The sequence below is a fragment of the Streptomyces sp. NPDC017520 genome, assembly GCF_044329855.1.
Classification (GTDB): domain Bacteria; phylum Actinomycetota; class Actinomycetes; order Streptomycetales; family Streptomycetaceae; genus Streptomyces.
This window is the reverse complement of record NZ_JBIRKB010000022.1, coordinates 1-26,399: the sequence shown is the minus strand read 5'-3', so window position 1 is coordinate 26,399 and position 26,399 is coordinate 1. Positions and strand designations below refer to the sequence as shown.

Annotated in this window: 21 protein-coding genes; 13 read left to right on the top strand and 8 right to left on the bottom strand. The window is 73.6% G+C overall.

Going from position 1 to position 26,399, the window contains the following annotated elements; all coding sequences use genetic code 11:
* The first annotated feature begins 296 nt into the window (after positions 1-296).
* From ACH4KB_RS33785 to lanKC, 3 genes are all read left to right on the top strand, one after another.
* On the top strand, positions 297-452 hold the full coding sequence (locus ACH4KB_RS33785; protein ID WP_164219961.1) for a hypothetical protein: 156 nt from the start codon (positions 297-299) through the stop codon (positions 450-452).
* A 145-nt stretch (positions 453-597) separates the two neighbouring features.
* Entirely contained in the window at positions 598-1,893 is a 1,296-nt protein-coding gene (locus ACH4KB_RS33780) for an MFS transporter (RefSeq protein WP_398070225.1), read from the top strand.
* A gap of 11 nt (positions 1,894-1,904) precedes the next feature.
* Positions 1,905-4,562, top strand: a complete 2,658-nt coding sequence (gene lanKC / locus ACH4KB_RS33775; protein WP_398070223.1) for a class III lanthionine synthetase LanKC — start codon at positions 1,905-1,907, stop codon at positions 4,560-4,562.
* On the opposite strand, the gene ACH4KB_RS33770 is transcribed toward lanKC, so the two are convergent.
* The 4 genes from ACH4KB_RS33770 to ACH4KB_RS33755 all read right to left on the bottom strand — a co-directional run bounded on the left by ACH4KB_RS33770 (position 4,549) and on the right by ACH4KB_RS33755 (position 13,712).
* Positions 4,549-6,657, bottom strand: coding sequence for a BTAD domain-containing putative transcriptional regulator (locus tag ACH4KB_RS33770; protein ID WP_398070221.1), 2,109 nt, complete (start codon positions 6,655-6,657; stop codon positions 4,549-4,551). The two genes, lanKC and ACH4KB_RS33770, sit on opposite strands and share 14 nt — an antisense overlap.
* A gap of 366 nt (positions 6,658-7,023) precedes the next feature.
* Positions 7,024-9,945, bottom strand: a complete 2,922-nt coding sequence (locus ACH4KB_RS33765; protein WP_398070219.1) for an AAA family ATPase — start codon at positions 9,943-9,945, stop codon at positions 7,024-7,026.
* Positions 9,946-10,024: 79 nt separating this feature from the next.
* Entirely contained in the window at positions 10,025-10,222 is a 198-nt protein-coding gene (locus tag ACH4KB_RS33760; protein ID WP_398070217.1) for a hypothetical protein, read from the bottom strand.
* Between the two features lie 55 nt (positions 10,223-10,277).
* Entirely contained in the window at positions 10,278-13,712 is a 3,435-nt protein-coding gene (locus ACH4KB_RS33755) for a type 2 lanthipeptide synthetase LanM family protein (RefSeq protein WP_398070215.1), read from the bottom strand.
* A 363-nt stretch (positions 13,713-14,075) separates the two neighbouring features.
* Between ACH4KB_RS33755 and ACH4KB_RS33750 the strand changes: the two genes are divergently transcribed.
* Both ACH4KB_RS33750 and ACH4KB_RS33745 read left to right on the top strand, forming a co-directional pair.
* Complete coding sequence (locus ACH4KB_RS33750) at positions 14,076-14,537, top strand: DUF6232 family protein (RefSeq protein WP_398070366.1); 462 nt, start codon at positions 14,076-14,078, stop codon at positions 14,535-14,537.
* Positions 14,534-14,878: a hypothetical protein gene (locus tag ACH4KB_RS33745; RefSeq protein WP_398070213.1), complete on the top strand. Its 345-nt coding sequence runs from the start codon at positions 14,534-14,536 to the stop codon at positions 14,876-14,878. The genes ACH4KB_RS33750 and ACH4KB_RS33745 overlap by 4 nt, the downstream gene beginning before the upstream one ends.
* Before the next feature lie 35 nt (positions 14,879-14,913).
* Here ACH4KB_RS33745 and ACH4KB_RS33740 read toward each other — a convergent pair whose 3' ends face one another.
* On the bottom strand, positions 14,914-16,014 hold the full coding sequence (locus tag ACH4KB_RS33740; RefSeq protein ID WP_398070211.1) for a LacI family DNA-binding transcriptional regulator: 1,101 nt from the start codon (positions 16,012-16,014) through the stop codon (positions 14,914-14,916).
* 109 nt (positions 16,015-16,123) lie between these two features.
* Here ACH4KB_RS33740 and ACH4KB_RS33735 point away from each other — a divergent pair, with 109 nt between their 5' ends.
* The 4 genes from ACH4KB_RS33735 (at position 16,124) to ACH4KB_RS33720 (ending at position 20,115) form a co-directional block, all read left to right on the top strand.
* The gene (locus tag ACH4KB_RS33735) at positions 16,124-17,275 is read left to right on the top strand and encodes a Gfo/Idh/MocA family protein (RefSeq protein ID WP_398070209.1); all 1,152 of its coding nucleotides are present in this window, start codon (positions 16,124-16,126) and stop codon (positions 17,273-17,275) included.
* Positions 17,276-17,315: 40 nt separating this feature from the next.
* Positions 17,316-18,467: a dihydrodipicolinate synthase family protein gene (locus tag ACH4KB_RS33730; RefSeq protein ID WP_398070207.1), complete on the top strand. Its 1,152-nt coding sequence runs from the start codon at positions 17,316-17,318 to the stop codon at positions 18,465-18,467.
* On the top strand, positions 18,464-19,300 hold the full coding sequence (locus ACH4KB_RS33725; RefSeq protein WP_398070205.1) for a sugar phosphate isomerase/epimerase family protein: 837 nt from the start codon (positions 18,464-18,466) through the stop codon (positions 19,298-19,300). The genes ACH4KB_RS33730 and ACH4KB_RS33725 overlap by 4 nt, the downstream gene beginning before the upstream one ends.
* A 248-nt stretch (positions 19,301-19,548) precedes the next feature.
* A complete protein-coding gene (locus ACH4KB_RS33720) occupies positions 19,549-20,115 on the top strand; it encodes a DinB family protein (protein ID WP_398070364.1) in 567 nt (188 codons plus the stop codon).
* Between the two features lie 72 nt (positions 20,116-20,187).
* Here the strand turns inward: ACH4KB_RS33720 and ACH4KB_RS33715 are convergent, their stop codons facing one another.
* Positions 20,188-20,895, bottom strand: a complete 708-nt coding sequence (locus ACH4KB_RS33715) for a bleomycin resistance protein (protein ID WP_398070203.1) — start codon at positions 20,893-20,895, stop codon at positions 20,188-20,190.
* 291 nt (positions 20,896-21,186) lie between these two features.
* Between ACH4KB_RS33715 and ACH4KB_RS33710 the strand changes: the two genes are divergently transcribed.
* The 4 genes from ACH4KB_RS33710 (at position 21,187) to ACH4KB_RS33695 (ending at position 25,203) form a co-directional block, all read left to right on the top strand.
* On the top strand, positions 21,187-22,068 hold the full coding sequence (locus ACH4KB_RS33710) for a lysozyme (protein ID WP_398070202.1): 882 nt from the start codon (positions 21,187-21,189) through the stop codon (positions 22,066-22,068).
* A 118-nt stretch (positions 22,069-22,186) separates the two neighbouring features.
* Entirely contained in the window at positions 22,187-22,843 is a 657-nt protein-coding gene (locus tag ACH4KB_RS33705; protein WP_398070200.1) for a peptidoglycan recognition family protein, read from the top strand.
* Between the two features lie 156 nt (positions 22,844-22,999).
* Positions 23,000-24,448 carry an AAA family ATPase gene (locus ACH4KB_RS33700; protein WP_398070198.1) on the top strand — a complete coding sequence of 483 codons (1,449 nt, stop codon included), beginning with the start codon at positions 23,000-23,002 and terminating at the stop codon, positions 24,446-24,448.
* On the top strand, positions 24,445-25,203 hold the full coding sequence (locus ACH4KB_RS33695; protein ID WP_398070196.1) for an HNH endonuclease: 759 nt from the start codon (positions 24,445-24,447) through the stop codon (positions 25,201-25,203). The genes ACH4KB_RS33700 and ACH4KB_RS33695 overlap by 4 nt, the downstream gene beginning before the upstream one ends.
* Before the next feature lie 19 nt (positions 25,204-25,222).
* On the opposite strand, the gene ACH4KB_RS33690 is transcribed toward ACH4KB_RS33695, so the two are convergent.
* Complete coding sequence (locus ACH4KB_RS33690; protein ID WP_398070195.1) at positions 25,223-25,447, bottom strand: DUF397 domain-containing protein; 225 nt, start codon at positions 25,445-25,447, stop codon at positions 25,223-25,225.
* Positions 25,419-26,258, bottom strand: a complete 840-nt coding sequence (locus ACH4KB_RS33685; RefSeq protein WP_398070193.1) for a Scr1 family TA system antitoxin-like transcriptional regulator — start codon at positions 26,256-26,258, stop codon at positions 25,419-25,421. The genes ACH4KB_RS33690 and ACH4KB_RS33685 overlap by 29 nt, the downstream gene beginning before the upstream one ends.
* Between the last annotated feature and the right edge of the window lie 141 nt (positions 26,259-26,399).

Here is a 26,399-nt window from a genome sequence, read left to right as displayed (position 1 = left end):
CGCGTCGGGCGCGTACCCAGGCTGCGCGCAACCGGTTCGGGGACGGTCCTGCGGTGCTTCGGCGGCGGTATGGGCCCAGGTCGGGGCGGGTCCCCGGGCAGCCGCCGCGCCCCGCGAACCGGCCTCCGTCCGCCTTCAACTGGCCTGATACCGGTGCCATACCGCCGCCGAAGCGATCGCCAGGCCCGGCTTCCTAACTTTCTCGGCAGCGGCAGGCACCGGCCGGCCGCACCGGACACCGAGGGGCGATCCCCGACGGAACCCGGCCCCGCTGTGACGAGTGGATGGAGATCACCATGTCCGAGAACACCAAGCCCGCAGCCGGCGACGCCGAGGAGACCCCCGAGGTCGAGGCGCACTCCGTCCTGGACCTCCAGGAGACGGCCAACAACCACGACATCATCCAGCCTCCCGGCAACTGCGTCAGCACCGTGAGCCTCGTCCTGGGCTGATCGGACGGACCATCCGGTCCGTAGCCGCGTCCGCCGGGGCCCGAGCCCCGCAGCCGCTGTGCCGGCCGAAGCCGGGGCGGCCTCCGCGCACCACGGAGGCCGCCCCGTCCCGCGCGTCCGACGACCACTGACGACAGGAGCCCCGATGGCTGAGCCGCTCCGTTCCAACCGGGATTTCCGGCTGCTCTGGCTGAGCGGCCTCTTCGCCGCATTGGGCGGCCAGATGAGCGCCATCGCGCTGCCCCTGCTGATACTCAAGGAGACCGGCTCCGCCGTGCAGGCCGGCGCCGTGGGAACCGTGGCCGTCTGCGCCGTGCTGATCACGATGCTGCCGGGCGGGGTCATGGCCGACCGCGTCGAACGCCGCCGTCTGATGCGGCTGTGCGACGCGGGCAGCCTGGCGGCCGTCACCGCCCTGGCCGTCGCCGTGTGGAACGGGCACGCCCCGATGGTCCTCGTCCTGCTGGTCGCGACCTCCGGCGCCGTACTGAACAGCTTCTACGCCCCCGCCGCCTTCGGTCTGATGCGCGCGGTCGTGCCGCCGGACCAGATGGGCACCGCTACCGCCCGGCTCCAGGCGCGCACCTCCACGGCCCGGCTGGTCGGCCCGCTCGTCGGCGGCGCGCTGTTCGGCGTGCACCAGGCCCTGCCCTTCACCGCCCAGTTCCTCGGGCTGTTCCTCTCCACCGCCTGTGTGGCGCTCGTGCGGACCCGCTCGGAGGCCAGGACCAGGGCGGGTTCGGTGTTCAGCCGCCGGGAACTCACCGCGGGGCTCACCTTCCTGTGGGAACTGCCGTACCTGCGAACGGTGTTGCTCGTCTTCGGGCTGGGCATGAACTTCTCCTTCGGCGCCCTCACCTTCACGGCGCTCGCCGTCTTCTCCGACGGCGGGCGCTCCGGCCTCGGCGGCGGCTTCGTCATCACCTGCGTCTCGGCGGGCGCCCTCGCCGGCGCCCTGATCGCGCCCCGGTTCGCGGCGGAGCGCCATGTCCGGACGCTCATCGTCCTCACCTGCTGGAGCTGTGTGGGGACGGCCGCCGTGCTGGCCTGGCTCAGCAGCCCGCTGGTGGCCGGACTGCTCTGCGCGCTCTGCATGTGCCTCTCGACGGTCGCCAGCATCGGCTTCCTCTCGACCCTGCTGGTCGTCACCCCCGAGGACCGGATCGGGCGGGTGCAGAGCGCCGCGGGCTTCCTCTCCTCGATCGTCCAGCCGTTCGGACCGCTCGTCGGCGGCTTCCTGCTGACCACCCTGGGCGGCAGCGCCGCCTTCGTCGTGATCGGCTGCGTGCTGGCCGTCTCGGCGGCCGTCGTGACGCTCGCCCCCTCCGTCCGCGCCGGGGCGCCCGAGAAGGCCGGACCCGTCTCCACCCGCCCGGCGGCCGCCCCGGAGCGGACCACGGCCGGGCCGGCCCCCGACGCCGCGGGTCCCGGCGCACCCTGAGGAGGAACCCCGTGCCCGGTCTCCACCAGACCCAGCTCTACTGCCTCGCCGACCGCACGTACTACGAGACCCCCGCCCGGCTGAAGGACGCGGACACCCGCTACCCGCTGGACTCCGAACCGCCGGCCGACGGCTGGCGCCGGGTCGCCGGCGGACTGTGGACCTCCCTGCTCCCCCCGGACCGCGAACCGGCCGGGCAGGGCTGGAAGATCCATGTCTCCACCGTCCCCGAGGAGGCCGAGGAGACCCTGCTCGACACCGCCCGGATCTGCCGGGCCCACGAGGTGCCGTTCAAGTTCCTCCGCAGCGAGCGGGCCCTCCTGCTGATGTCCGGCAAGTACATGTCCCGTGGGGGCGCCGGGAAGTTCATCACCCTCTACCCACCGGACGAGACCGTCTTCCTGCGGGTGCTGGACGAGTTGGCCCGCGCCCTCGCCGGCCGCCGCGGGCCCTACATCCTCAGCGACCTGCGGATCGGCGACGCCCCGGTGTACGTCCGGTACGGGGCGTTCGTCTCCCGCTGGTGCCTCGACGAGGACGGCGAACGGGTGCTGGCCCTGCGCCACCCGTCCGGCGAGCTGGTGCCCGACGAGCGCGGGGTGGTGTTCCGGGTGCCGCCGTGGGTCACCGTCCCCGACGAACTGCGCCCGCACCTGGCGGCCCGCGCCGCCGCCGGGGACGCCGCCTTCCCCTACGACGTGTCCGAAGCCCTCCAGTTCTCCAACGCGGGCGGCATCTACCTGGCCCGGCACCGGGAGACGGGCCGTCAGGTGGTGCTCCGCGAGGCCCGGCCGCACAGCGGTCTTGACGAGGCGGGCGACGACGCGGTGACCCGGCTGCACCGCGAGCACCGGGCCCTGACCGCGCTGGCCGGGCTGGACTGCGTTCCCGAGGTGTACGGCGTACGGACCGTGTGGGAGCACCACTTCCTGATCGAGGAGCACATCGAGGGGACCACGCTCCTGGAGGAGATCGTCGGCCGCTTCGCCCTGCTCCACAGCACCGGCACGGCCGCCGAACTCGCCCCGTACACCGACTGGGTGGACGCGGTGACCGAGCGGCTGACCGAGGCACTGGCCGCCGTCCACGGGCGCGGGCTGCGCTTCGGCGACCTCCACCCCTCCAACATCATCATCCGACCCGACGGCCGCGTGGCCCTGATCGACTTCGAGTACGCCACGGCCCTCGACGACCGGGACACCCCGGTGGCGGGCGCCCCGGGGCTCCAGGCGCCCGCCGGGACCATCGGCGCGGAGGCCGACGCCTACGCCCTCTGGGCGACCTGGCTCTACATGCTGATGCCCATCATGGAGATGGCCGGCCACGACCGGGCCAAGGCGCTGACCCTGGAACGGTGGGCCCGCCGGAGGTACGGCCTCGACGCCGGAGCGGGACCGCGCAGGCCCGCCGCGCTGCGGGCCGCGGAGAGCGCCGACGGCGGCGAGCGGGAGACCGCCGCGCTGCTCGACGGCCCCGAGCCGGACTGGGCCGGGCTGCGGGACCGGCTGCTGCGGGGCATCCACGCGGGGGCGACGCCCGACCGCACCGACCGCCTCTTCCCCGGGGACCCCGAGGTCTTCTCGACCGGCGGGAGCGACGTCGCTCACGGGGCGGCCGGGGTGCTCCACGCCCTGCACCGCATCGGCGCCCCGGTGCCGCGCGCCTGGACCGACTGGCTCGTCGACACGGCCCGGCGACGGGACCCCGCGTCGCCGGGCGGCCTCTACGGCGGGCTGCCGGGCACGGCGGTGGTGCTGTCCGCGCTGGGCCGCCGGGAGGAGGGCCGGGAACTCCACGAACGGTCAGCCGCCGCGCCCCCGTCCGCCTCGGCCGACCTGATGAACGGCCGCGCGGGCATCGCGCTCGCCGCGCTGCGTCTGGCCCGGCCGGACCGTGCGGAGGACGGATCGCCCGACGCCAAGACCGACCACGACCTCGTCGACGCCGCGGCCCGCACCGCCCACGACCTGGACCGGCTGGTGCGGGGCGAGTCCGTGCCGGGGCTGCGCGCACCCGCGTCGGCGGGGCTGCTGCGGGGGCTGAGCGGTGCGGCCCTGCTCCACCTCGAACTGCACGCCCTGACCGGCGACGAGCAGTTCCTGGCGGCCGCCGGCCGGGCCCTCGCGGCGGAGGCGGCCCACTGCGTGACCATGCCGGACGGCACCGTCCAGGTGAAGGACGGCCGGCGGCACTTCCTCTACCTGGACCAGGGAAGCGGAGGTTTCGCCCTGGTGGCCCAGGCCTATCTGGCCCGCCGTGACTCCCCGGAGCTCCCTACCGGGCCGACCTCGGCCGCCGACGCGGCACTGGCCGCCCTGCTGCCCGGGGTCGCCAAGGGCTGCGCCTTCGAATTCGTCCGCGAGCCGGGCCTGTTCACCGGCCGGGCGGGGCTCATGGCCGTGGCGGGCGCCCTGTCGCCGGAAGGCCGCACGGCCCCCGGGGTCCTGGCCTCCGTACGCAACCTCTCCTGGCACCTGGTCGCCGACGAGGACCGGCTGCTCGTCCCGGGGGCGGGTCTGATGCGCTGCTCCGCCGACCTGGCCACCGGCGCGGCGGGGCTGCTGATGGCCCTGCACCACCTGGCCGGCGGGGAAGCCGGCGGCCCCTCCCACGGAACCCCCGCCGACGACCGGCCGCACGGTCTGCTGGAGCTGCTCACCCTGGGATGAGCGCGGAAGCCGGTACACCGCGCCGCTCGGGGGCCTCGCGCTCGGCCCCCGCTCCCGGGAGGTCCGATGCCTCCTCCCGCCCGGCCGGTGCGCGGGACCGGCCCGGGGTCTCGCGTTCGGCCCCCACTTCCGGAAGGCCCGAAGTGTCCCGCTCGGCCCCCGCTCCCAGGAGGTCCGAAGCCTCCTCCGGCCCGGCCGGTGCGCCGGGCCGGTCGGGGGTCTCGCGTTCGGCCTGCTCCCCCGGGCGGGCGGGGGCCTCGCGCTCGCGGGCGTACAGGCCGAGCAGTCTCGGCACCTCGTACAGTGCGGCGTGCGCGGTGACCTCCCCGGTGGGCGAGGTCACCGCACCGGCGCCGATGAGCGACTCGACCGCCCGGATCGCCACCCGCTCCCCGCAGCCCAGCGCCGCCGTGGCCCGGTCCAGGGTGAAGCCCCCGTCCTCGGTGAACCCCGCCAGCCGCCCCAGCACCCACCGGTCGCCGTCCGCGAGATCCCGCCAGCCGGACGCGATCCGATCCCGTACGGAGACGTCTCCGGCGACCAGTTCGTCCAGGGCGGCCGACGGATCGCCGAGCCGGTCCGCGTACTCCGCCAGCGGCAGATGCCGCAGCACCGCGAGCCGCATCCCGCTCACCTCCACCGCGAGCGGCAGCGCCCCGCAGGCCCGGACGATCCGCAACGCCGCCCCCGGGTCGGTCCGCAGCCGCCCGGCCCCGATCAGCTTCCCCAGCAGCTCCAGCGCCTCACCGTCCGCCAGCGCGGGCAACGCGATCCGGTGCACCGGGGCGAGCCCCGCCAACTGCCCCCGGGCGGTGACCAGTACGGAGCACTTCCCGGACCGGGGCAGCAGCCCCCGTACGGCCGCTTCGTCCGGCACGCCGTCCAGGACGACCAGCGCCCGGTGCCGGGCCAGCCACCCCTGCCAGGCGTCCGCGAGGGCGGCCGTCGCCACACGGACGTCCGCCGGCCCGCCCTCCGGCTTCGCGGGGGCCCCGCCCGCCACCCCGCACAGCCGCCCCAGCTCCGCCAGGACGTCCGCCCGGCTCCGGGCCGTACCGTCCTCCCGGCGCACCCGGACATGGACGCGGCCGTCGGGGAAGCGCTCGGCGAGCAGATGCGCCGCCCGGACCGCGAGCGCCGACTTCCCCGCCCCGGCCGGGCCCGAGACGACCACCACACGCTCCTCGCCGCCGCCCAGCACGTCGAGCAGGTCCCGCAGTTCGTCGCGGCGGCCGGTGAAGGCCCCCGTACAGGCGGGCAGCGTCTCCGCTCTCCCCGCCTCCCGGGCGGCGGCGGGCCGCCGGGCCTCGCGCCCCGGGCCGAGCATCGAGCGGTACTGCGCCGCCATCGCCGGGCTCGGCTCCAGCCCCAGCTCCCGCGACATCAGCTGCCGGTAGTCGTCGTACACCGCCAGCGCCTCGGCCTGCCGGCCCGACTGGTGCAGGGAGGTCATCCAGGCGGCCCGGAGCCGTTCCCGCAGCGGATGGCGCTCCACCAGATCCCGCAGCCCGTCCACCGCGACGGCGGCCCGGCCCAGCTCGATCTCGGTCTCCGCCCAGTCCTCGAACACCGTCAGGCAGCGGGCCTCCAGCCGGAGGGCCTCCTCGGCGACCTCGGCGGAGTCCCGCAGATCGTTCAGCGGCGGCCCCTCCCACAGGTCCAGTGCCTCACGCAGGAGCCGGGCCGCGCCGGGCAGATCGCCCCGACCGGCCGCCGCTCGCCCCGCGCGGGCCAGCGCCCCGAACCGCAGGGTGTCCAGCTCGTCCTCCGCGATACGCAGAAGGTAGCCCCCGCAGCCGTGCACCACCCGTCCCCGGCCCCCGTCACCGGCGGGCCCCAGGAGGGCCCGGACGGCACTGACGTAGACCTGGAGGTTCTTGCGGGCGGTACGGGGCGGGTCGTCCGGCCACACCGCGTCGGTCAGCACGCCCACCGGTACGGGGGTGTTGGGGCGGGCCAGCAGCGTGGCGAGGACCAGCCGCTGCTTTCGCGGGCCGAGCGGCAGCTCACGGTCGTCCAGCCGGGCCGTGAGCGGGCCGAGCAGGGAGACGTACACCGCACCTGCGGAACCGGTACGGGCGGGAGGTCGGTTCATCAGCGGGCCTCCGGAACGGGGACGGGCGGCGGACTGGGCCGTACGTACGCCCCGATCCTGCTGCCGCCCCGGCCCCCGCACATCGGGGCCCCGCACGCATTTTCCGCCCGGCCACCCGACCGAAACCGCCCGGCGCCCCCATGTTGCCCGCCCCGGCCCCCACGGCCCTGCCCCGGCCCCTACGGCCCTGCCCCGGCCCCTACGGCCCCGCCCCGGCCCCCACGGCCCCCGGAGCGGACCCACGCCCCCCGAGGGGGCCCACGCCGGGCCGGTGCGGGCGGAGATCGCCTCGGACCGGTTCGGGTGGGCCCCGCCTCGGAGCAGCTCGCGCGGACCCCGCCCCGGGCCGTTCGGGCGGACCCCGCCTCAGGCCGTTTCGGCGGCGCACTCGGCGGCGAACTCGCACAGCGCGGCCCGGTCCGCGCGCCCGGTCTTGCTCAGCAGACTGGCCATGTGCTTCTCCACCGTGCGGGGCGAGATGGACAGCCGCCGGGCGATCTGCTGGTTCCCGGGCCGCTCGGGCAGCAGCACGAACACCTCGTACTCGCGCGGGGTCACCCCGCCGGCCCGCAGCGGCGACGGGATCCGGTCCCAGCCGCCCCGGTGCTGGCCCACGCTGGCCCCGGCCTGCCGCAGCGCCGCCCGGCACGCGGAGGCGACCGGCTGGACCCCGGCCCCGTAGAAGTACTCCTCGGCGGACCGCAGCCACGCCACCGGCTCGCCCCACCCGTCCGCGCGGGCCGCCTCCGCGACCAGTCGCAGCCCCAGGTGGCGGGCGACTGGGAAGGGCGCGGACCGCACATCGAACGACGCCATCAGCCGGGCGGCCCCGGCCGGATCCCCCTCCCGGCCCAGCAGCACCGCGTCCGCCAGCTCCAGGAACTGCCGGTTCCAGGCGAGACACCCTCCGGGAGTCGCCCGCGCGCGGGCCAGCTCCGCCCGGTCCGCGTCGCCCGCCAGCACCCGCAGCAGCGGGCGCAGCCCGTACCGCCCGCTCAGGTAGTAGTAGCTCGGGTGGTCCGCCTCCCAGGCCAGCGCCTCGTCGAGCCCCGCCGCCGCCCGCGCCCGGTCCTCCTCCAGGAGCGCCCCGAACGCCCGGCAAAGACCCGACCGGAGCGGCACCAGCAGCGACTGCTCGCCCCCGGCCCGCCGGAACGCGGCGAGCGCCCGGTCCATGTCCCGCCGCCGCCCCCGGTGCGCGGCCATCGTCGCCCCGGCCAGCAGCAGATACCGGTGGGCGGACCGGTCGCCGACCCGGGCACTGGCCTCCGTCGAGCGGCCGATGATCTCCTGCGCCTCCTCCCACCGGGCGCACATCACCGCGTTCATCGCGAGCAGCCCGTCGACCGTACGGGTCAGCAGCAGCGCCCCCAGTTCGGTGGCCGCCGCTCGCGCGGAGAGCAGCCGGGCCGCGTCCCCGGTCCGCATGAAGGCGTTCGCGCCGAGCCGCACCAGCGCTTCCACCCGCCAGACCGGCAGGGCGTGTTCGGTGGAGATCGAGAGCATCCGCTCCAGCGCCGCGTCCGCGGCGTCGAAACCCTCCTCGCGCCGCAGCAGCGCCAGCAACTGCCAGGCCTGACAGGCCACCACGGGCAGCCCCTCGGCCTCGGCGGTCTCGGCGGCCTCCCGGACGGCCCGCTCGGAATCCGCCGGATCCCGGGGCTTCTCACCGTGCCCGGGGAGCAGCGCCAGATACCCGTCGACCACCACGAGCGCGGCCCGGCGGCCCGCCGGCGGCGACGGACCCAGCAGGACGCGGGCCGCCTCGACCTGGAGCGCCGCTTCGGCGGTGCGCTCCGCCATGACCGCCGCCCAGGCGAGCTCGATGTGGATCAGGCCGCGCCGGGCGGCGGCCTCGGAACGCGCCGGAACCGGCGGCAACGCGTCCGCCAGCGCCAGTGCGCCGTCCAGATCGCCGCCCTCGGCACGGGCGACCGCCAACGACTCGGCGACGGCGGCCCGGTCGCTCTCGGCGGCCAGCGGGTGCGCCCGCTCCAGCAGCACCACGGCGGAGCCGTGCGCCCCCGAAGCGAGCATCCGTCTTCCCGCCTCCGCGAACTGGCGGGCCGCCCCGGCCCGGTTGCCCGCGGCCAGTTGCAGCGCCGCCACGAGCTGCCGGCCGTCCTCGTCCAGCGGCTGCCCCGCGTGCTCGATGGCCACGGCGGCGCGGCGGGCCAGCGAGGCGCGCTCGGCCGGCGCCAGCGAGGAGATCAGGGCCTCGGCGGTCAGCGAGTGCCGGAAGGTGTAGCGGTCGGGGGCCGCGCCGTCCGGGGCGATGACACCGGCCTCCACCGCCGACCGCAGATGGGTGAACAGGACCCGGTCCTCGAAACCGGTGACGGTCTGGAGCACGGTCACCGAGAACTGGCTGCCCAGGGTGGCCGACGCCAGTAGGAGGTCGCGCACCGGCTCGTCCAGCCGCTCCAGCCTGCGGGCCCAGCTGCGGACGATGTCCGAGGGGACCGAACCGTCCGGCTGCTCCACCGCCTCCCAGCCGTCGTCGGTCCGCCGGAGCCGGTCGGTGTCCAGCAGGTCCGCCAGCAGGACTTCCAGCAAGTACGGGTTGCCCGCGGCGCGTTCGGCCAGCCGGCGGTGCACCGACTCGGGTATCTCCTCCGGCCGCGCCTCCAGACACGCGCCTGTCAGCGCCCGTACCCGGTCCTCGCGGAGCGGTCCCAGCTCCCGTACGGTCGCGGCGTGCCGGCGCTCGGCGGAGCGTACGAGGTCCAGGGCCGCGCCCGGCTCCGGACGCAGGGTGCCCAGGAACAGGATGGGCAGATCGGCCAGGTTGTCGATGACGTACTCGACGACCGCGACGGTCTCCGTGTCACAGTCGTGCAGATCCTCCAGCAGGATCGCGCAGCCCGCCTCCCGGCCCAGCACGGACAGCAGCCGCAGCAGGGCCTCGGCCAGCTCCACGACCGTCTCCGGATAGCCGGGGGACCCGTCCCCGCGCCACTCCGGGACCAGCCGGGCCAGCGCCGGGTGGTAGGGCGCGAGCTCCGGATCGGTCGGGGTGCCCGCGGCCCGGAACCGGGACGCCAGCGCCTCCGCGAGCGGACGGAAGGGCACGACGAGCCCGGTCGAGGTGGCCCGGCCGCGTAGCACCGGCATGCCGAGCCCGTACGCCCGGTAGGCGCACTCGCCCACCAGCCGGGACTTGCCGATACCGGCTTCCCCGAGGAGGAACAGCGCGCGCCCCGAACGCCGCCGTACGGCGTCCAGGGCGCTGCTCAGCAGTCCGATCTCTTCGTCCCGCCCGACGATGACCGGCGAAGTGGCTCGCATGGCCGCAGGCTACTGGAGCCCCAACCCCTACGACAGCGGACCAATTCGGCTTATTCGCGGTTGAGTTGGCTGGAACCGCTCACCACGGGGCTGTCATGGTGGTCCACGGCAGGTCGTGGCTGTAGCCGCTCTCTCCCTCCGAGGCGCTGAGAAGTCTGCCGCGCGCACCGAGGCCTCCGGTGGACCCCAAGGAGATCTGCCCCGCCGGGTGCTCGGGTGTGCCCTCGTGCGCGATCTCGCCGGACGCTTGCAGGGCCGATTCGCCGAACTGGTTCATCTCTGCCTCATCCTCTGGGTGGTGGTGGTTGCCGTCGTCGAAATCCGTGGTTCGGTCAGGGCGCCCGGGAGGGGCGCAGGAGCAGGGCGGACCCGATCCGGTCGGGGAACCCGGCCCGCAGCAGCCCGTGCCCGATCCCCGAGAGCCCGGTGAGCAGCCCCGGGTGCGGTACACGGCCGGGCGTCCCGCACTGCGGGCCCGCCCGGTCCGCCGAGGCCAGCAGCGTCCCGGCCCGGCGCATCCACGCGGGCCGCGCCGCCGGGAGCGCGCTGTGGCCGAGGAGTTCGAGCAGCCCCGCCTCCCCGTGGCACAGGCTGTCGTCGGCGAGCGGACCGATGCCCGCCAGCTCGCCGGAGCGCACCGCGAGCCAGCCGGACAGCTCCGGGTCCGCCAGCGCGTCGGGGCTGTCCGCGATCGCCAGCGCGATGCCGGCCACCCCGTCGCACCAGGCGGGCCCGGCCGATGGCCAGGCCGCCGTTCCGAACGCCGCTGCGTGAGCCGACCCGGCGGTCGTTCCGTGCGGCGCTGCGGTGGCGGTCACGCGGTCCGCCCCGGCCGTCGCTTCGTGAGCCGGCCCGGCGGTCGCTCCGTGCGGCGCTGCGGGGGGCGTACCGTGCGGCGCTCCGACGGTGGCTGTGCTCACGCGGTCCGCCCCGGCCGTCGCCCGGCGCAGGGCGTCCAGTCCGGCGCCCCGGTGCTGTGCGTCGCCCCCGGCCCCGGCGAAGCGCAGCAGCGCCCAGCCGATCCCCGCCGCCCCGTCGGCGAAGCCCCCCGCGTCGGGGAGCGGGGCGGCGGCGATCCGCTCGGCGCAGCGCTCGGCACCACGCCAAGCCTCCGGGCGGCCGGTGGCGCGGTGCACCGCGAGCAGCGAGACGAGCCCGCCCGCCGCCCCGCCGCGCACCCCGTACCCGTCCTCGGCCGCGCTCGCCGCGCAGCTCAGCCGGACGGCGGGGCCGGCCTGGTCCAGCACCTCCCGGTCGCCCAGCAGCGTGCCCACCTCGGTCAGCGCGTACGCGATGCCGCCGAGGCCCGCGAAGGCGCCGGAGCCCAGGGACCCGAGCTCGTCGGCCCGCCCGTGCAGCGCGTCCAGCAGCCCCGGGACCGGGGCGAGCGCCTCACGGGCCGCCTCCGCGTACCGGGAGACGCCGGTGAGTGCGGCCAGTTGCGCCAGGAAGAGCGCGGGCCCCGTGTAGCCGCCCGCGAGGTCCGCCGCCATCGGGGTGAGCCGCCAGTAGCGCTCGCCGAGCAGTTCGAGCCCGATCCAGTTGGTGCGGCGCTCGTGCCGGTAGGCGAGGGAGACGAGCTGGTCGCCCACGGACCGCGCGGCGGACAGGAGTTGCTCGGGTTCCGGGGCGGTCGCCGCGCTCCGCGACCGGCCGCCCGGCGCCGCCCGGTGCGGAGGCTCGGGCGAGGTGCTCACCATGGCGGCCCGGATGATCCGTTCCTGGTCCTGGCGGTCCACGGTGTCCATCGCGCGCACCTTCGCCTCGACGCGGGCCAGCCCGGTGGGGCCGGCGGGGCCACCGCCGGGCTGCCCCGGAACCGTACGGCCGGTGCCGCTCCACAGCTCCGCGCCTCCCGGCCGGGTGCCGAACACCGGCACGTCGCCGCGCCACAGCTCCGCGACCTCCTCGTCCTCCACGCCGGGCAGCGCGGGCACGCCCAGGAGCGGGGTGCGCAGCAGCGAGAGGATCTGGTGGCGTTCGGTGGCGTCCCGCATCAGGTCGGGGTGGGTCGACTCGTCCAGAAGCGTCGTGTACGTCCAGGTCGGCCGGGGCACGACGCGCACCTCGTCCGCCGCGAAGAGCCGCAACAGGCCTCCGTCGTCGAGGAGTTCGTCCCGGTGCTCGCTGATCGCGGTGTATCCGGCGCGGAAGCCGCCGCACAGGGCCTCGGTGTACGCGGAGGGGTCGGCCGCCACTCCGCCCAGCCGGGGCCGGTTGGCGGACTCGGTGAACCGGCCCGCCCGCCGCACCAGCCGCATGCGGTCGGTACCGGCGTCCGCCCAGTCGGCGGTCTCGATCGGCGACGACGCGGCCCGGCCCCCACCGATCGCGGACATGTCGAGCGCGGTGGTGTCCCCGACGAGCAACTGGGGCAGCAGGCCCACCCGGTGGACCGAGTCGTGCAGGGCCCGGGCGGCCGGATCGGCGGACCGGGCGGGTCCCAGCGGCGGGTGGAACAGCGTCTCCACATCGACCAGCACCGGGTGCGGGCCGCAGGCGATCAGGTTCTCGTGGTGCAGGTCCGTACCGTCCAGCGTGTGCAGCAGCGCCAGCAGCGCGCCCTGGCGCCGGTAGAACTGCCGGGTCTCCGCGGCCGAGGCGCAGGGCCGCTCCTCGACGAACTCGGCCCAGCCGTACTCCCCCCGGTCCAGGACCCGCGGCACCCGCAGCTCCGGAGCGCCGGACAGCGAACCGAACCACTCGGCCAGGGCGTTGAAGTGCCGGTGCGCCGCGAGCGGACGCGGCTTGTAGACCAGCCGGGCGCCGTCGGCGAACCGCAGCAGCATCACCGACCGGCCGCCGCGGTGGCTGTCGCCCGCCCCGGCCTCGACACCGGTGAGCGCCCCGGGCCCCGCGCTCCCGCCGCGCCCGCACTCCGGGGAACCGGCCCGGTCGCCGAGCACCCCCGAGGGGGTCAGCAGGTGCCGGTCGGCGGCGAGCCGCGCGGCCATCTCCGCGAACGCGTCCCCCGCGTTCAGGCAGGCCGTCGCGAGGAGGCGGGCCAGCACGGGATAGCCGGTGACGAGCAGGGCGAGACCGTCGCGGCGGGCGGTTTGCCGTACGAAGTCCCGGAAGCGTTCCTCGGACCCCTCGCCGCTCAGCCGGCCCAGCCGCCGGGCCTCGTGCAGCTCCGTGACGAGGGTGCGCGCCGCGATCCGGGACAGCCGACGCGTCAGCTGCCGCCGGAAGTCCGCCAGGAGGGGCGAGGAGCCGTCCGCCACCGGGCCGTCCGTCGTCGGGCCGGCCGCCCGGCCGTTCCCGGAGCCATTGACCGGGCCGCCGTTGACCGGGCCGCCGTTGACCGGGCCGCCGACCGCCGGGCCGCCGACCGCCGGGGCGTCCTGCGCGAGCGCGTCCCGGAGGCGCCGGGCCGCCGCCTCGACGAACGGTGCGACGACCGGCCCGAAGCCGCTGAGCCCCGGGTACGCCCGGTCGGGGACCACCACGTCACGCGGCGCCGAGGTGACGGCCTCCCGGGCGAAGACCGCCCAGCCGGGCTCGCCGGCGGGGCTGCCGCCGACGACACCGGGGAGCCACCAGGGCGCTCCTGCCGCGTCCCTGAACGCGACGGAAGCGGGGGCAGTGGGCGCGGCGGAAGCGTCGGCAGTGGACGCGGCGGGAGTGGACGCGACGGAAGCGGCGGAAGTGGACGCGACGGAAGCGGCGGGAGTGGACGCCTCGGAGACGGCAGGGGCCGGCTCGACGGATACAGCGGGGGCAGGGCGACGGCTCGTGCCTCTGTCGATCAGATCCTTCTCCGCCACAGCTCCGCACCTCCCCGGTCCCGGGCCGGACCCGGTCGGGCCGCCCGCATTCATCGTGGCGGGGGAGCGGGTGGGGGCGCATGGGGGAGTCGCCCCCATCTTTCGCCCTCTCGCCCGCAGACGCCGGTAACGCGGGCTCCTGGCAACAGAATTGGCGGTTTCTCGTCTGCCGCTCGGGGTCGGGCCGATGCTTAATGGGGCTCCCGCGCATGCGGGGTGAGAGACGAGTGCACGGGGGAACGCATGAACACCACGGGCAACTTCGGGCCGCCGTCCAGACCGACGCCACCGTCTGGACCGCCTGCCTCACCACCACCGGCCCCTCCGGCCGGACCTCCCTCTCAGCCACCGCCGCTACCGCCGCTGCCGCGTCCGGGAGGCGTACTGGAGATCTCGGTCAAGCGCCGGATGCTCTGGATAGGAGCGGCGGCCCTGCCGCTGCACAACCTCACCCGGGTCGAGGCGATCAAGATAAGGCCGGAGCGGAACGTGATCCGCTTCCTGGTGGGCCTGGCGTTGGTGGCCTTCGTCTATTCGATGACCGGCTGGGCTCCGGTTCTGGTCCTGCTCATCGTCCTGGTCGTCCTTTTCGTCAAGGCGCTCATCGCACCGGCGAAGCCGGTCCTGGTCGTGGAGACGGCCGGCGGCTCCTTGGTGCTCGTGACGCTGCCGAACGTGGACGAACTGCGGGCGATCGCCGGGCAGGTAGTGCACGCGATCGACCATCCGGAAGCCGAGTTCACCGCACACGTGAACCAGTTGAACAACTACAACGGCCCCGTCTTCAACCAGAACGGCGGCCAGAACACGGGGATCAGGCTATGACCGAACCGACGCACCACTCGACCTACAACGGCCCCGTCTTCAACCAGAACGGCGGCCAGAACATCGGCGTCAACTACGGCTATGTCGGCGCCGCCCAGGACCCGGAACTCCACGCGGCCGTGGAGGAGCTGAAGTCCCAGCTCCGCGGTCTCACCGCCCACCTCACCCCGGACCAGGCCCGTACGGTCGAAGAGACCCTGCCCGTGCTGGCCATGGACCGCGAGGCCATGACCGCGCGAAGCCTCACCCTGGCGCGGCTCGGCCAGATCGCGAACAGCCTGGGGCCCGTGGCCCAGCCGGTCGCGGACGCGCTGGGGCGGGTGCTCGGACTGCTGGGCTGAGGGCCGACAGGCCCAAGGGGCATCCCTGCGCCGGCTCACCCCCGGGGCGCCGCCGTGGACCCCCGGATCATCAGCTCGGCCGCGATGGTCGCGATGCCGCCGGGCGGCGGGTTCTCCTTGCCCATCGCCAGCCGCCCGGCCCGCGCGCCCGCCTCGAAAAGCGGCAGCCGCACCGTGGTCAGGGCGGGCACCGCGTCCACCGAGAACGGCAGGTCGTCGAAGCCCGCGACCGAGATGTCCTGGGGGATCCGGATCCCCTGGTCCCGGACGGCCGCGCACGCGCCCAGCGCCACGGTGTCGTTGGCGGCCACGATCGCGGTCACATCCGGTGCCCTGCGCAGGAGTTCGAGGGTGGCCTCGTAGCCGGAGCGCCGGTCGTAGGGGCCGTGCACGGTGAGCAGTTCCTGATCGTCGGAGCCCCGGCCCCCGTCGGCCCCGGCCCCGGCGGCGTCCAGCCCGGCGGCGCGCAGCGCCTCCCGGTGGCCCTCCAGCCGGTGCCGGGTGGTGGTGCGCTCCGGGGGCCCGGCGACGTAACCGATCCTGCGGTGGCCGAGCGAGATCAGGTGCTCGGCGAGGCGACGGCCGCCGCCCCGGTTGTCGAACGTGAGCGCGGCGACGAGGGCGTCCCCCTCGGGCAGCGGGGGCCGCCCGCAGAAGACGATCCGGGTGCCCGCGTCCGCGAGCTTCGTCAGTTTCGCGGACATCGCCGCCTGGTGGGCCGGGTTCTCGACCGCGCCGCCGGTGAGGACGACGGCGGCGGCGCGCTGGCGCTGGAGGAGGGTGAGATAGGTCAGTTCGCGTTCCGGGGAGCCGCCGGTGTTGCAGATGACGGCCAGCTTCTCGCCGCCCGCCCGTCCGGAACCGTCCCCGGGGCCGCCGATCTGCGTCTGGGCCGCCCCCGCCATGATCCCGAAGAACGGGTCGGCGATGTCGTTGACCAGGATGCCGACCAGGTCCGAGGTGGCCGCGGCGAGCGAGCTCGCGGGCCCGTTGAGCACGTAGTCCAGGTCGTCCACCGCGCGCAGGACCCGCTCCCGGGTCGACGCCGCCACCGGGTAGTTGCCGTTCAGCACGCGCGAGACGGTGGCCGGGGACACCCGGGCGCGGGCCGCCACATCCGCCAGGGTGACTGTCATCGCTGTCCTCCGTGAGATCACGCGCGGCCCCCTCTTGTCCGGCCGCTGTCGGCAGGCTAGCGTCATCCCGTATAGAAAGCGCTTGCTATAGCCGTATGGAGGGACCTTCGTGACACGCAGGACAGTGCGCATCGCCATGAACGGCGTCACGGGACGCATGGGATACCGGCAGCACCTGGTGCGCTCGATCCTCGCGATCCGCGAGCAGGGGGGCCTGGATCTCGGCGACGGCGAGGTGCTGTGGCCCGAGCCCGTGCTCGTCGGCCGCCGCGCCCACGCCCTGGAGGAGCTCGCCGGGCGCCACGGTCTGACCGAGTGGTCGACCGACCTGGACGCGGTCCTCGCGGACGACACGATCGACGTCTACTTCGACGCCCAGGTCACGTCGGCCCGGGTGGAGGCGATCAAGAAGGCCATCGCGGCGGGCAAGCACGTCTACACCGAGAAGCCGACCGCCACGGACGTCGAGGGGGCCCTCGACCTGGCCCGGCTCGCCCGGGACGCGGGCATCAAGCACGGCGTCGTCCAGGACAAGATCTTCCTGCCGGGCCTGCTGAAGCTGAAGCGCCTGATCGACGGCGGGTTCTTCGGCGAGATCCTGTCCGTGCGCGGGGAGTTCGGCTACTGGGTCTTCGAGGGTGACTGGCAGGAGGCCCAGCGCCCCTCGTGGAACTACCGCGCCGAGGACGGCGGCGGCATCGTCGTCGACATGTTCCCGCACTGGGAGTACGTGCTCCACGAGCTGTTCGGCCAGGTCACCTCCGTAACGGCGCACGTCCAGACGCACGTTGCGCAGCGCTGGGACGAGCAGGGCAAGCCGTACGACGCGACCGCCGACGACGCCGCGTACGGCATCTTCCAATTGGCGGGCGGGGCCGTCGCGCAGATCAACTCCTCCTGGACGGTACGGGTCAACCGCGACGAGCTGGTCGAGTTCCAGGTCGACGGCACCCACGGCTCCGCCGTCGCCGGGCTGCGCAACTGCCGTGTCCAGCACCGCTCGTCGACCCCCAAGCCGGTCTGGAACCCGGACCTCCCGGTCACAGAGTCGTTCCGCGACCAGTGGCAGGAAGTCCCCGACAACCAGGAGTTCGACAACGGCTTCAAGGCGCAGTGGGAGCTGTTCCTGCGCCATGTGACCCTGGACGAGCCGTACGCCTGGGACCTGCTGGCCGGTGCCCGGGGCGTCCAACTGGCCGAGCTGGGGCTGAAGTCGTCCGCCGAGGGCCGCCGCTTCGACGTCCCGGAGCTGACCCTGTGACCCGCGCGACCGGTTCGCGACGCCGCCGGAGGCCGCTGACATGACGATCCACCTGCCGCAGGGCCCCTACACGCCCCGCGCTACACCGCTCGACCTCGCGCCGGGAGCGCCGGCCCCCACCTCCCGTACGGTCTTCTCGGCGGCGCACGTGGTCGCGGACCCTTACGCGGACATCAGCCCGGACGACCCGGCCGCCGTCGACTGGGAGTCCACACTCGCCTTCCGCCGCCACCTGTGGGCGCACGGCCTGGGCGTCGCGGAGGCCATGGACACCGCGCAGCGCGGCATGGGCCTGGACTGGTCGGGCGCCGCCGAACTGATCCGCCGATCGGCCGCCGAGGCGAAGGCGGTGGGCGGCGCGATCGCCTGCGGCGTCGGCACCGACCAGCTGCCCGTAAACGGTCCTACGCCCACCCTGGCCGAGGTCACGGCGGCGTACGAGGAGCAACTGGCCCTCGCCGAGGAGAACGGCGTCCAGCCGATCCTCATGGCCTCCCGCGCGCTGGTCCGCGCCGCGCGGGGCCCGGAGGACTACCTCGCCACCTACGCCCACCTCCTGCGCCAGGCCTCCGAGCCGGTGATCCTGCACTGGCTGGGCCCGATGTTCGACCCGGCCCTGGAGGGCTACTGGGGCAGCGCCGACCTTGACGAGGCCACGGACACCTTCCTCAAGGTCATCGCCGAACACCCCGACAAGGTCGACGGGATCAAGATCTCCCTCCTGGACGCGGCGCGCGAGATCGACGTACGCCGCCGTCTTCCGGGCGGGGTGCGCTGCTACACGGGCGACGACTTCAACTACCCGGAACTCATCGCGGGCGACGAACGCGGCTTCAGCCACGCCCTGTTGGGCATCTTCGACCCGCTGGGCCCCCTGGCGGCGCACGCGGTACGGGTGCTGGACACGGGAGATGTGGACGGCTTCCGGGCCCTCCTGGACCCCACGGTCGAGCTCTCCCGCCACCTCTTCCGGCCGCCGACCCGCTTCTACAAGACGGGCGTGGTGTTCCTGGCCTGGCTCTCCGGCCACCAGGACCACTTCACGATGGTGGGCGGACTCCAGTCGGCGCGCTCGCTCCCGCATCTGGCGAAGGCGTACGAACTGGCCGACGGCCTGGGCCTGTTCCCTGACCCGGAGCTGGCCGAACACCGGATGCGCTCGCTGCTCGCGGTCCACGGAGGCGCACGATGAGCGACGACCCCCTCTCCCGCCTCTCGCTCAACCAGGAGACCATCAAGCAGTGGTCGCTGCCCGAGCTGACCGAGGGCTGCGTCAAGGCGGGCATCGGCAGGGTGGGCCTGTGGCGGGCCCCGGTGCAGGCGTACGGCGTCGAGCGCACGGCCAGGCTCCTGACGGACGCCGGACTCACCGTCACCAGCCTCTGCCGGGGCGGCTTCCTCACCGCCCTCGACCCAGAGTCACGCGCCCGCGCCCTGGAGGACAACCGGGCGGCGATCGACGAGGCGGCGGCCCTGTCCACCGACACCCTGGTCCTGGTCTCCGGCGGCCTCCCGCCCGGCAGCCGCGACCTGCACGGGGCCCGGGAGCGGGTCGCCGACGCGCTGGCGGAGTTGGCCCCGTACGCGGCGACGCGCGGCGTACGCCTGGCGATCGAGCCACTGCACCCGATGTACGCCTCCGACCGCTGCGTCGTCTCCACGCTCGGCCAGGCCCTGGACCTCGCGGAACGCTTCCCCGCCGAACAGGTCGGGGTGGTCGTCGACACCTACCACCTCTGGTGGGACGACCGGGCCCCGGCCGAGATCGCCCGCGCGGGTGCGGGCGGCCGCATCCACTCCTTCCAGTTGGCCGACTGGATCACCCCGCTCCCGGCGGGCGTCCTGCTCGGCCGGGGCCAACTGGGCGACGGCAGCGTGGACTTCCGCGCGTTCCGCCGCCACGTGGAGGCCGCCGGCTTCGACGGCCCGATCGAGGTGGAGATCTTCAACGAGTCGCTGTGGGCCCGGGACGGGGCGGAAGTCCTGGCGGAAGTGGCCGACCGCTACGTGCGTCATGCCTGCTGAGGGCTGTGCGCGGGGCCTCGGGTAAAGAGATCGCAAAGGGCTGCAACCTTTGCGTACCCTCCCGTGTCACACATGGCGTCGGGACTTCCGGGGAGGGGTCCGGGGGGAACGGGAAGGCCCGACGGGAGGGGAAAGCGAGGGGGGTCCGGCCGCGAGGCCGGGCCCCATTTCGCTTCTCCGGCTCCGTTACCGTTCCCGCCATGACGGAGAACACGGCGGAAGCCGGCACCGAGAACACGGCGAAGGCCATGACGGAGAGCGCGGCGGGGACCGCCGGGGAAGCCTGGCCCGAGCCGCCTCTCGCCGGCACCGAGGCGGCAGCCGTGCTCGGCGCCCTGGAGCGCCAGCGGGCCACGCTCGCCTGGAAGTGTTCCGGCCTGGACGCGGCCGGACTGAACACCACGCTCGGCGCGTCCGCCGTCACGCTGGGCGGCCTGCTCAAGCACCTGGCCCACGTGGAGGACAGCCACTTCGCCCGCCTGTGGCTCGGCACACCGGTAGGCGCCCCCTGGGACGCGGTGGACTGGGACGGCGACCCCGACTGGGCCTACCGCTCCGCCGCCCAGGACACCCCCGAGCAACTGCGCGCGCTGTGGCGGGAGTCGACGGCCCGCTCCCGGGCCGTCGTCGACGCGGCGCTGAGTGCGGGCGGCGGCCTGGACCAGCTCGGCGCCCACGTCACGCGCGGCGGCGAACGCCCGAACCTCCGCCGCATCCTCCTGGACCTCATCGAGGAGTACGCCCGCCACGTCGGCCACGCCGACCTCATCCGCGAGTCGGTCGACGGCCTGACGGGCGAGGACCCGCCGAGGTGAGCCGGAGCGGCCGGGCCCGAACGTGTGGCGCGCCGCACGGACGGCGGAGCCCCGCCCGGCCGGTCCGGGAGGTCAGCTCCGCAGTTCGGCGAGCCGGGACAGGGCGTCGGCGGCGGCATCCCGTTCCGCCGCCCCGAGGCGGACCCCCGCAGCCTCTTCGAGCAGCGCCGCCGCCCGTTCCGCGTCCCCCATCCGCTGGGCGATGTCCCCGCGCAGGACGAGAAGTCGCAGCCTCTGCACCGGAGTCGGGCGTTCGTCCGTCAGTCCCAGCGCCCGGTCGATGATCTTCGCCGCGCCCGGCAGGTCCTGCTTGGAGTCGGCGAAGAGGTCCGCCATGTGCAGGGCGCGGGCGAAGGTCTCCTTCGGCGCGGGCCGGTGGTTCTGGTCCTCGCTGATCGGCTGCCCGATCCGGATCGTGTTCCCGGTCGGGTCGGTCACCAGGAACTGGCGCACCCCGTACGACATGTCCTTCAGCGGACCGATGCGCGGCAGCCCCCGCGCCGGGACGCGCCCGTAGGCCTTCTTGAGGCCCGCCCGGAACGCGGCATGCAGGCCGTCCACATCATCGGTGAGGACGTAACACCCGGAGTGGGAGGAGGCCGGTTCGTACTCCTTCATGCCGTACAGCTGGAGCTCGACCGATCCCCGCTCGATGACGGCGTACGCGTACGGGCTCTTCTGGAGGTGCGTCGTCCCGAAGCCCAGGGCGGTGTAGAAGTCGACGGTGGTCTCGATCAGCGAGGTACGGCAGGGCAGCATCGGGATGGTCGTCTCGGTCATGCGAGCAGAGTAGTCAAACTTGAATACTAAGAGCAAGGAGTGGCCGACGCCCGGCCGCCACGGCTACGTGTCCTGATGCGTCTGCGGGGCGGGATCGGGCGTCGGGGACCTTCAGGAGTGAAAGTTCACGCCGCTCCGGCGATGTTTTCGCAGGTGGGGAGCGGCGACACAGGTCTAGACCGAACGGCCTCTTTACGCCTCTCTCCGCCCGTGCGTTACTCATGTCATGTCCATGGCGTCCGGTAATCGGATGTCATGGATCTCTTCCCGTCAACGTGCCCGGAGGTTGCTATGCCCGCGTACCGTTCTCCGTCCCGTCGGCTCAAGAGATCCAGAGGAGCGCTGATGGCAGGGGCGCTCGGCAGCGCCGCGGCGCTGATCCTCACCGCCACGGGCACGGCCGCCGCCGCGCCTCCCGACCCCGATGAGCCGATCCGCTCCGGACAGGCGTGGATGGGGGCGGGGACCCGCATGGAGCAGGGCCCGGCGTCCTCGGCGGCGGGCGGCGTGACGCCGATGGACACCAGTGGCGTCCAGGGCGTCGACGTGTCCCACTGGCAGGGGGCGATCAACTGGGGCTCGGTCAAGGCCGCGGGCATCGACTTCGCCTACATGAAGGCGACCGAGGGCACGTCCTTCAAGGACAGTCGCTTCAGCGCCAACTACACCGGTTCCTACAACGCCGGCCTGATCAGGGGCGCGTACCACTTCGCCCGCCCCGACGTCTCCAACGGGGCGACGCAGGCGGGCTACTTCGCGGGCAACGGCGGAGGATGGTCCAAGGACGGCAAGACCCTCCCCGGGGTGCTGGACATCGAGCACAACCCGTACGGCGCCATGTGCTACGGCCTCTCCACGACCCAGATGCGCACGTGGATCAACGACTTCTACAACACGTACAAGGCGCGCACCACCCGGGACGTCGTCATCTACACGACGGCCAGCTGGTGGAACACCTGCACCGGAAACTGGACCGGCATGGCCACCAAGTCGCCCCTCTGGGTGGCCCATTGGGGAACCAGTAGCCCGAACATCCCCAGCGGCTTCCCCACCTGGACGATCTGGCAGTACTCGGCGACCGGCCGGGTCGCCGGGGTCTCCGGCGACGTGGACCGCAACAAGTTCAACGGCTCCATGACCCGGCTCCAGGCCCTCGCCAACAACACGGCGTAGCGGCGCCGCCCTCGCGACGGCCGGGTGAGTTGCGGCGGCTCACCCGGCCGTACCGCCGCCACACGCCGCAGTCACCGCCGCTGGCCCCCATACCGTCCGCACGCGCCAGGAGCCCGCAGTGAACCTTCCGCAGCCGTCCCGCCGCCACGTCCTGCTCGCCGGTGCCGGCGGCCTGGCGGCAGCCGCCCTACCGGGTACGGCCCACGCCCTCGATGCCCTCGACGCCATCGAACCGGACATCGACAGCACGACCCAGTGGAAAGCCCGTCCGCCGCGGAGCCCGGTCGAGCTGGTGGGCAAGCGGCCGACCATGATCGTCGTGCACCACACGGTCAGCGCCAACACCTCCGACGTCTCCCGCGCCCAGGCCCACCGGCACGCCCACTGGGTCCAGGACCTGCACATGGACAAGAACGGGTGGACCGACACCGGCTACCACTTCCTCGTCAGCCGGGGCGGCTGGATCACCGAGGGCCGCCACCGCAGCCTCAGCACGCTGCGGAGCGGCAGCGACTTCGTCCTGGGCGCGCACACCTCCGGCCAGAACGGAGCGGGCATCGGGATCGCCAACGAAGGCGCGTACCACGACGGCGCCCAGCCGCCCCGGGCGCAGTGGGAGGTCCTGGTGACGCTCTGCGCGTACGTCTGCCAGCAGTACGGCATCGCGTCGAGCCGCATCTACGGGCACAAGGACTTCGGAGACACCCTCTGCCCGGGCGTACTCCACGACAAGCTGCCGCAGCTCCGGAGCGAGGTCGCGGCGAGCATGGGCTGAGCGACGGACCGTGCCGTGTCACGTCTCGTAGACTCGACCGCCTGAACGATCTGCGCGGCGGCGGCGACGGGGTGGGAAGAGTATGGACGAGTGGCTGCCGACGCGGAACCGGAACAGCCCGCCCAGCACCTCCCACACCGGACGGAACCGCCATCCATGTATGTCTCCCGCGTGCGCGTCGAGAACATCAAGTCGTTCCACGGCCCGCGCGTCGTCGACCTGACCCTGACCCGTCCGGACGGTTCGCACGCCGGCTGGACGGTCCTCGCAGGACGGAACGGCGCGGGAAAGACGACGTTGCTCCGGGCCGTGGCTCTGGCCTTGAGCGGTCCGGCTGCGGCGCGCAGCCTCGTGCCGGACTTCGACAACTGGGTGACGCGGGGCACCTCGGCGGGGCGGGCCGAGGTCGAGATCGCCAGGGACCCGGACATCGACCGGTTCACCCACGGGCGGCCACCGAACGCCGGGTTCAGGGCCGGTCTGCGGTGGCGGGCGCCGCAGGAAGGGGCAGCTGACACCCGCTTCTCCCACCACAGCAGGAGGGGGAGCCGGCCGTCGCTGGAGGAGATCCGCTACACGGACGCGCAGAGCAGTGCCGCACAGCGGGGCCCGTGGGCGGACAACCCGGTCGGCTGGTTCTGCGCCGGCTACGGGCCGTTCCGTCGGATGGCGGGGGGTTCGGGAGACGTGCAGCGCCTCATGCTTGCCTCCGGCCCTGTCGCCCGGCAGGCGAGCCTCTTCCACGAGGACGCCTCGCTCGCCGAGGGAGTCACCTGGTTGATCGAGCAGCACCTGCGGGCCCTGGAGGGACGGCCGGGAGCCGCCGCCCTCAAGGCCGCCGCGCTGGCCATTCTCAAGGACGGCCTGCTTCCGGACGGCTACGAGGTCGACGACGTCGACTCCGAGGGGCTGTGGGTCCGACGCGACGGTCATCGATTTCCGCTCCGTGAGATGAGCGACGGGTTCCGGACGGTGGCCGCTCTGGTGGTCGACATCCTCAAGCAGATGCACGACGCCTTCGACGCCCTGGCCCTGGGAGGCATCGACGACGACGTCTTCGGTGACCTCACCGTGGAGACCATCGATGACGAGACCGCCGTGAACAAGATCCCGGGCATCGTGATCATCGATGAGATCGACGCCCACCTCCACGTCTCCTGGCAGCGCCGCATCGGCCCCTGGTTGACCGCGCACTTCCCCAACGTCCAGTTCATCGTGACGACCCACAGCCCGTACATCTGCCAGGCGGCTGACCTCGGAGGTCTGATTCGTCTGCCGGGGGTGAGGGAGGACGCGGCGCCCGAGGTCGTGCCCGAGGACCTGTACGAGCGAGTGGTCTACGGCAGCGGCGACGACGCGGTCCTCTCCGACCTGTTCGGTCTCGACACCCCGTACTCCGAGCGGGCCGAGCACGTCCGCGCCGAGTTCGTCGCCCTGGAGTCCCAGGTGTACGAGGGCGACACCTCGCCGGGCACCGTCGCGCGCTACAAGAGCCTCAAGGACCTGCTCACCAGCTCCCCGGCGGCACGGGTCCACGAGATGTCCGCCCAACTCCACCGCATCGCCCAGGAGATCGGGGACGGAGAAGGCGGCGAGGCGGAGTGATCCGCCTGGAGCGGGCTTCGCTGCCCCCGGACACGGTGGCTCATCTCAAGTCGTACACCGAGCAGATCGAGCGGACCGTCGCGTCGGACCGCAAGGCCAGGGCGGCCGAGCTGTGGGCTCACACCACCGTCCGCCGACGCGTACGCGACGGTCTGCTGGCTACCCTCGCCGGCATGGCGCCCGGTCACCAGCGCTGCATGTACTGCGGTGACAGCCAGGGCACGGACATCGACCACTTCGAGCCGAAGAGCCTTGCTCCGCTGCGTACCTTCGAGTGGTTCAACCACTTATTGGCCTGCGCGTACTGCAACAGCAACCAGAAGCGGAACAGCTTCCCTCGATCCGAAGCTGACGGTAGCCCGCTCCTTCTCGACCCCACGCTCCAGGACCCACTGGAGCACCTGCGGCTGGTCCTGCCGGTGTGTACGTACAAAGGGCTGACTCCTCAGGGCGACGCGTGCATAGCCGTGTTCGGCCTCAACTCCCGAGGCGTCCTCGTCGACGGCCGCAGAACGGCGTACGGAACCGCCAAGCAGTCGGTCGAACTGTGGCGGATCGCCACGGACCGGGGCCAGCACGACAAGGCGGCGGAGATCGTCCGGTTGGCTTGGAACCGTCCGCTCGCGGACGTCCTGGCAGGGATGTTCCATCAGGCCGGCCACCCCGCCGCGGCGCTCTTGTTCGTCGGCGAGGAGGAGACCCTCGGGCTACTCCGGGACCGGGACCTGCGCGCGGCGTTTCTGTCCCGCGCGTGACACCGCCCGGCGGCTGTGGTCAGGCGGAGAAGTCGCCGCTCTTGAGCGCGGTGACGAACGACGACCAGCCGTCTGCGGAGAAGACGACGGCCGGGCCTGCGGGGGCCTTGCTGTCGCGGACGGGGATGGTGGCGTGGCCGTCCGCGACCTCAAGGCACTCGGCGTTGGCCCCACCGCTGTAGCTGGACTTGCGCCATCCGGTCAGCGGCGCGCCCTCAACGATGCTGGGCTCGGTGATGTGCATGTTCGTGCTCCTCCGCGATGCTTCTGACGAGCGCCACCGACTCTTCCCGCGGGGCCGCATCACTCAGGGCGAGAGTGTAAGAGGTGTGGCAGGCGTCAACCACCGCCGGATCGTCCAACAGGCGCCCGTTGTGAACTCCTTCGACATAGGCCAGAGGGGCCGCGTCCGCGAAGGACAACAGGTAGAGCATGCCTTCCAGAAGCGCGTGCGCGCCGGATGCCAGAGTCAGCACGTGCAGGCGTACGCGACCGGACTCCGCCAGGTCCGCCACTTTGTGCAACTGCTCGGCCATCACCTGCGGTCCGCCGACACGGCGTCTGAGCGCACTCTCGTCGAGCAGCATCCACGTTACGGGCGTTGATGGCTTGTCGAGGATCAGACTGCGCCTGGTGCGGCTGACAACGAGTTCGTCAAGTTCCTCCGAGCAGTAATTCGGGCTGTACGCCTGGAACACGGCGCGAGCGTATGCCTTCGTCTGGAGCAGACCCGGGATGAGCGATGATCCGTAGTGTCGGATTTCCGTGGCCAGTTGCTCCCACTCGGCGACCAGTCCGAAGTAATGAGCGAAATACGGGTCCAAGTCCTCCAGCCACCGCCCGAAGAACCCGTCCGTCCCCAGCGCGCGGTCGATCCGCTGAGCGTCATCCGGACTGGGCAGCCGCCGCCCCGCCTCGTAATGGCTGATGAGGGTCGGCGAGCAGACGACCATCTCGCTCAACGCTTCCTGCGTCAGCCCCGCCGCGATACGCCGCAGCCGCAGCTCCTCGCCGTACTTCTGCCTCGGCGTGCGCGGCCCCTGCTTCGTTCCCATGCACTCCAACTCCCCGTCTTGACGAACGCGCTGTCATCCCCGACCCCCTAGAGATCGTCTTCAAAGGTGATCAGGTGATGAGGGATCATCTTGGTCATGGTGCGTCGTCATGAGCTTTCGGATGCCGAGTGGGCTGTGTTG

Excerpts from the sequence above, each read along its gene's own strand:
- ACH4KB_RS33785 (WP_164219961.1), top strand. The coding sequence starts at position 297 with ATGTCCGAGAACACCAAGCCCGCAGCCGGCGACGCCGAGGAGACCCCC.
- ACH4KB_RS33780 (WP_398070225.1), top strand. The coding sequence starts at position 598 with ATGGCTGAGCCGCTCCGTTCCAACCGGGATTTCCGGCTGCTCTGGCTG.
- ACH4KB_RS33770 (WP_398070221.1), bottom strand. The coding sequence starts at position 6,657 with ATGAACCGACCTCCCGCCCGTACCGGTTCCGCAGGTGCGGTGTACGTC.
- ACH4KB_RS33765 (WP_398070219.1), bottom strand. The coding sequence starts at position 9,945 with ATGCGAGCCACTTCGCCGGTCATCGTCGGGCGGGACGAAGAGATCGGA.
- ACH4KB_RS33760 (WP_398070217.1), bottom strand. The coding sequence starts at position 10,222 with ATGAACCAGTTCGGCGAATCGGCCCTGCAAGCGTCCGGCGAGATCGCG.
- ACH4KB_RS33745 (WP_398070213.1), top strand. The coding sequence starts at position 14,534 with ATGACCGAACCGACGCACCACTCGACCTACAACGGCCCCGTCTTCAAC.
- ACH4KB_RS33740 (WP_398070211.1), bottom strand. The coding sequence starts at position 16,014 with ATGACAGTCACCCTGGCGGATGTGGCGGCCCGCGCCCGGGTGTCCCCG.
- ACH4KB_RS33730 (WP_398070207.1), top strand. The coding sequence starts at position 17,316 with ATGACGATCCACCTGCCGCAGGGCCCCTACACGCCCCGCGCTACACCG.
- ACH4KB_RS33725 (WP_398070205.1), top strand. The coding sequence starts at position 18,464 with ATGAGCGACGACCCCCTCTCCCGCCTCTCGCTCAACCAGGAGACCATC.
- ACH4KB_RS33720 (WP_398070364.1), top strand. The coding sequence starts at position 19,549 with ATGACGGAGAGCGCGGCGGGGACCGCCGGGGAAGCCTGGCCCGAGCCG.
- ACH4KB_RS33715 (WP_398070203.1), bottom strand. The coding sequence starts at position 20,895 with ATGACCGAGACGACCATCCCGATGCTGCCCTGCCGTACCTCGCTGATC.
- ACH4KB_RS33710 (WP_398070202.1), top strand. The coding sequence starts at position 21,187 with ATGCCCGCGTACCGTTCTCCGTCCCGTCGGCTCAAGAGATCCAGAGGA.
- ACH4KB_RS33700 (WP_398070198.1), top strand. The coding sequence starts at position 23,000 with ATGTATGTCTCCCGCGTGCGCGTCGAGAACATCAAGTCGTTCCACGGC.
- ACH4KB_RS33690 (WP_398070195.1), bottom strand. The coding sequence starts at position 25,447 with ATGCACATCACCGAGCCCAGCATCGTTGAGGGCGCGCCGCTGACCGGA.
- ACH4KB_RS33685 (WP_398070193.1), bottom strand. The coding sequence starts at position 26,258 with ATGGGAACGAAGCAGGGGCCGCGCACGCCGAGGCAGAAGTACGGCGAG.